Source organism: Ideonella livida, from assembly GCF_010499455.1.
Classification (GTDB): Bacteria; Pseudomonadota; Gammaproteobacteria; order Burkholderiales; family Burkholderiaceae_C; genus Ideonella; species Ideonella livida.
Genome location: NZ_JAAGOH010000069.1, coordinates 1 through 4,476 on the forward strand (window position 1 = coordinate 1; position 4,476 = coordinate 4,476).

Below are 4,476 nucleotides of genomic sequence, written 5' to 3' on the forward strand. Positions count from 1 at the left end.
GTGCTGGCCGGTGGCCTGCCCGGCCCGCGCGGCACGGCCCGCGTGATGCTGGACCGCGGCGACCCGCCCGAGCGCCGGCGCCGCGCGCCGCCCCCCGAGGCCGCCACCACCGCCGCGTCGGCCGCGGCCTCCGCCCCACCGGTGCCACCGCCCACCTGGCCGGCCATGCCGCGCGAGGAAGGCCCCCTGGCCCAAAGCGAAGCCTGGCAATTTGCGGTGCCGCCCCCTGCGGTGGAGGCCGACCCCGAACCGCCCGTGGCCCCGCCGCGCTACCCGGTGCAACTGCCACCGCCGCTGCACCTGCGTTACCACGTCTCGCAAGGCGACCAGGGCGGCGGGCAAGGCGAGCTGATCTGGCGCCGCGGCCCGCAACACTACGGCATCGAGCAGTCCATGCGCCTGCCCGGCAAGACCGACGCCGCCTGGCTCAGCCGCGGCTATGTGGGCGAGTCGGGCCTGCAGCCCGAGCGCATGGTGGAGCGCCGTCGCGAGCGCCATGTGCAGGCGGTCAACTTCCAGCGCGACAAAGGGGTGGTGAGCTTCTCCAGCCACACCGGCACCGCCCCGCTGCACGAGGTCTCGCAGGACCGGGCCAGCTGGGTGGTGCAACTGGCGGGCATCCTGGCGGCCCGGCCCGAGGCCCCCGCCGCCGGCGAGCGCCTCATCCTGCATGTGGCCAGCCCGCGGGGGCAGAGCCGGATGTGGGTGTTCGAGGTGGGCTCGCGCTTCAGGGTGGAAACCCCCAGCGGCACCGTGATGGCCCTGCACCTGCAGCGCCTGGCCGAGGCCCCCTACGACACCACGGTGGACGTGTGGGTGGCACCGCAGACGCACTGGCTGCCACTGCGCATGCGCTTCTCGCCCGTGCCGCGGGGCGCCGCGCAGGAGTGGCTGCTGCAGGACCCGCCCAAGACGCTGACGCCGGCGCCCCCGCTGCCCTGACTGCACACCTGGGTTCGGACTTCGGGCGCACCCCGCGCGCGGACGAGTCAGGCTGACAGGCTCCTAGGGCGTAGGCGTGGGCACAAACAGCCGCAGCGTGGACGAGGTGAAGGTCGCCGTCCGGCCCTCGGCGCTCAGGTCGGCTGCAAAAGGGCCCAGCGCCAGTTCCCCCGGGGTGTTGGGCACGGTACCACTCAGCACGCCCGTCACCGGGTCCAGGGTCAGCCCGGCGGGCAAGGCCGGCGCCCCCGTCGCCAGGCGGAAATGGGTGCGGGTATAGCGGCTGCCCTCCAGCGTGGCCCCAAAGTTGAACAGCGGCGACAGCGCCAAGGCGCTGCCCACCTCGGCCACCACCTGGGTGTCGTTCGGGCCGTAAAAGAACTGCAGGCCGCCGGCCCCTACCGGCACCGTCAACGCCTGGCTGGACGAGGTGGCGGTGCCCAGCGGGCCGGACACCTGCGCGGACACCCCAAAAGCCCCCGCCCCCGCACGCACCAGCAGGCCCGAAATCTCGCCCGTCTGCGCGTTCAGCGCCAAACCCTCTGGCAAGGCCCCGGTACTGAGGCTGTAAACCACCGTCTCACCGTCCTGCGGCGTCCAGGTGCCTGGCGCCGACGAGCTGGGCAGGTAAGACAGGGCCGACCCCACCACCGTGACCGGCATGAACGGGTAGTTCAGCGCCGGCCCCACCACCTCCAGCCGCACGGACTTGTCCACCTGCCCGCTGAAACCCGCCACGGTGAGCCGCACGGTGACAAACGCCACCTGCACTTGGGTGGGCGTGCCGGCAATGAGGCAGCCCCGCGGCTGCAGGCTCAGCCCCGCCGGCAGCGCCCCCTCCACCACCGTGCAGTTGGGCGTGTTGCCCTGCAGGCCCACCGCCTGCAAGGCCAGGCTGGCAGGCCGGAACAGATAGGCGTAGCCCTCGGGATAGGCAAAGTCCACCGCCAGATCGCCGCCCGAGCCAGAACCGCCGCAACCCACCAGCACCCATGGCAGCGCCAGCGCGCAGACCGCGCCCCGCGCCCATCGCCCGCGCCACCCGCATCCCGCACTGCTGATCATCCCGACACCTCCGCAACGACAGGGGCCATGCTAAAGAAGCCGCTACGGAACCGGCCAGCGCACCCGCGGCCAGCAGGGTCATGCGCTCTGCCCAGCCATGAATTGGCGCGCCGTGGCAAGCCCTGCAACCCCCGGCAGGCAGCGCCCACCAGTTTGGCGCCTGGCTGGGCTTGGTGCCCAAGCAGGATTCCAGCGGCGGCAAAGCGCGTCTGGGCCGCATCACCAAGGCCGGTGACGAGTCCCTGCGCATGCTGTTGATCCAGGGCGCCAAATCGGTGCTGATGCACGCCGCCGCCCGCACCGACCGCACCAGCCGCTGGGTGCATGCCCTGCGCGAGCGGGTGGGCTGGCAAAAGGCCCTGGTGGCCTTGGCCCACAAGAACGCCCGCATCCTGTGGGCGCTGCTGACCAGCGGTGAGCTCTACCGGGTTGAGCATGTCAGCACGCCACCCCACGCGAGCAGATCGCTTCAATCTGGGGCATTGGCCGGCCATTTGCGCCCGCGCCACAAGCCCGTTTGTCGGTATGCAGCCTGTCCCCGATGGTGTTTGGCCACCCGCGCAGCTCAAAGGTATGGGGGGGCCTTGCCTATGGATGTGAAAACGAAAACCAATTCAGCTCAGGAGGGGAAGACCTTGCCAGCGGGGGTTGTGCTGTGGGGGAGTTCCTGTAGCCAGGTTAGGCGCCGTCGTAGCTGCGCTGGCGGACATAGTGTTCGACTCGATGCGCCGCATCGGAGGAAAGCGCGCCGACAGCGCGGGCAACCTCTGCAGCGTACTTGCGATATGCCCATGGCTGGGCGGTGATCAAGTGCCCGTCGCGGACCAAATCGCTGCGCTCAAAGGTCATGCCATCCCAGTAAGGAGCCGCGGTGGCCACAGCCTCGGGAGAGGCATGCTCCGGCGTGTAGTTGTGTGTTCCCCGGTGCCCCTTAAGCAGGCCAGCGGCGGCGACAAACAGATTGCCCGCACAGATGCTTGCAATGAGCGCTCCGCGCTCAGCCTGCGTGCGCAGTGCCGGCGAGGCCAGTGCGACGGGAACGAGGATGGAATGGGGATCTCCACCTGGGACGAGTACAGCCCGACAGTTGGCCTCTTGCAGTGCTTGCAGGTCACCCGAAGCGTGGACCGTGGCTTGGTTTGACGCCACGTGCGGCTTTCCATCGGGGGTGTAGTACTTGACGGGGCAGTGGGCAGAGAGCGTATCCACCGCAAGAGCTACCTCGAAGAAGATGCAGCCGGGGTACAGGAGAACGGCGACTTCCATATGGGCTCGAAGCGACTGGGTGGAATCGGCGCCAACGAATGAAAGGGACTTCCCCGCCCCGGTCGGTCGCGATGCGGCGCAAGTTGAGGTGTTGCACTTCAGTCTAGAGCCCAGGGTTGTCAGGTGCAATGGCCCGTTAGCCCGGCAGCCACAACGAGCCATTTTTATGCCAAGGATTGACGGGGAATTATTTTTAAAACGCATGGCTGGCAGCTAGAAACTAACTGCCAAATAATTTATATTTTCGCCAAACGTTTCATTACGTCTAAACGTAATTGCATAAATTCATTTAGTTCATCAGATATTCCCTTCTGCCCATAGAATCGAGAGCTGTCAACTCCATGGTCAGCGGTTAATTCTAATCGGCGACGTAGTTCTGAAATATAGGCCGGATCGTAGTCTTCAAATCCATGAGATCCTTTTTTAAGAATTGTCTCAACTACGATGCCATCTCGCAAAACTTCAAGAGTTTTTCCTATGTCGCGCAAATTAAAACCAAATCGACTTAAGATATCTCGTAAATGTGTGAGTTTTAGAGGCTTTTCTCCTTTTTGTTGCTTTCTGGAATTCTTTTCCAGCCATTCGGATATTACAGGAACCTCATTGCGACGATCTTCTGAAATTTCATGTGCTGCTATCTGACGTGTAAATTCATAAAGCTCATCGTCGGAGCATTTTTCAAGCCAGTAACCGTATTCACTTAAAAAATACATTGTTGATAATAAAGCTGCACGCTTGTTACCGTTATGAAATGAGTGATTACACGCAACACTATGGAAAAGTGAAGCAGCTTTATCAAAAACGGTAGGATATGCATCTTGTCCACCGGCTGTTGCGAATGGACGCGCTGCGGCAGACTCGATAGAGTCTAAATTTTTTACCCCTGGTGGGCTGATTGGATCTTCCTTATCTTGGAAAAATTCAGTCAAATATTCATGAATATATACTACTGTAGATGCATCCATTTTGATAAAAATTCCTACTTAAGATTTTTAATTATATTGTGTTTGAAATGCTGGAGATGCTGTTTTTTGTTAAATGTGGTAAGGTCATCGTATGGGTTTTTTGAATTATGGCTAATCGAGATAGGAGAAATCCTCGCGGATTCCCCCTCTCACACCACCGGACGTACGGGTCACGTATCCGGCGGTTCGGGTTGTTGAATGTGGTCTGCCCATGTGCTTCATGCCGTTTTCAGGGGCA

Annotated in this window: 4 protein-coding genes and 1 pseudogene; 2 read left to right on the forward strand and 3 right to left on the reverse strand. The window is 62.8% G+C overall.

The features are described 5' to 3' along the window. On the forward strand, positions 1-942 hold a 942-nt coding region (locus G3A44_RS22975; RefSeq protein ID WP_163460083.1), incomplete at its 5' end, for a DUF3108 domain-containing protein. 63 nt (positions 943-1,005) lie between these two features. On the opposite strand, the gene G3A44_RS22980 is transcribed toward G3A44_RS22975, so the two are convergent. Then, positions 1,006-2,007, reverse strand: a complete 1,002-nt coding sequence (locus G3A44_RS22980; RefSeq protein WP_163460084.1) for an Ig domain-containing protein — start codon at positions 2,005-2,007, stop codon at positions 1,006-1,008. Positions 2,008-2,147: 140 nt separating this feature from the next. On the opposite strand from G3A44_RS22980, the pseudogene G3A44_RS24300 reads away from it, so the two are divergent. Continuing rightward, positions 2,148-2,294, forward strand: a pseudogene (locus G3A44_RS24300) (transposase); the annotation flags it as partial. A gap of 391 nt (positions 2,295-2,685) precedes the next feature. Here the strand turns inward: G3A44_RS24300 and G3A44_RS22990 are convergent. Together G3A44_RS22990 and G3A44_RS22995 are read right to left on the reverse strand one after the other, a co-directional pair. Further along, a complete protein-coding gene (locus G3A44_RS22990; RefSeq protein ID WP_163460086.1) occupies positions 2,686-3,273 on the reverse strand; it encodes a DJ-1/PfpI family protein in 588 nt (195 codons plus the stop codon). A 236-nt stretch (positions 3,274-3,509) separates the two neighbouring features. Next, positions 3,510-4,238: a type II toxin-antitoxin system death-on-curing family toxin gene (locus G3A44_RS22995; RefSeq protein WP_163460087.1), complete on the reverse strand. Its 729-nt coding sequence runs from the start codon at positions 4,236-4,238 to the stop codon at positions 3,510-3,512. Between the last annotated feature and the right edge of the window lie 238 nt (positions 4,239-4,476).

What these genes read in the sequence shown, in the direction of transcription:
- G3A44_RS22995 (WP_163460087.1), bottom strand. Translation starts at nt 4,238, where the DNA reads ATGGATGCATCTACAGTAGTATATATTCATGAATATTTGACTGAATTT.
- G3A44_RS22980 (WP_163460084.1), bottom strand. Translation starts at nt 2,007, where the DNA reads ATGATCAGCAGTGCGGGATGCGGGTGGCGCGGGCGATGGGCGCGGGGC.
- G3A44_RS22990 (WP_163460086.1), bottom strand. Translation starts at nt 3,273, where the DNA reads ATGGAAGTCGCCGTTCTCCTGTACCCCGGCTGCATCTTCTTCGAGGTA.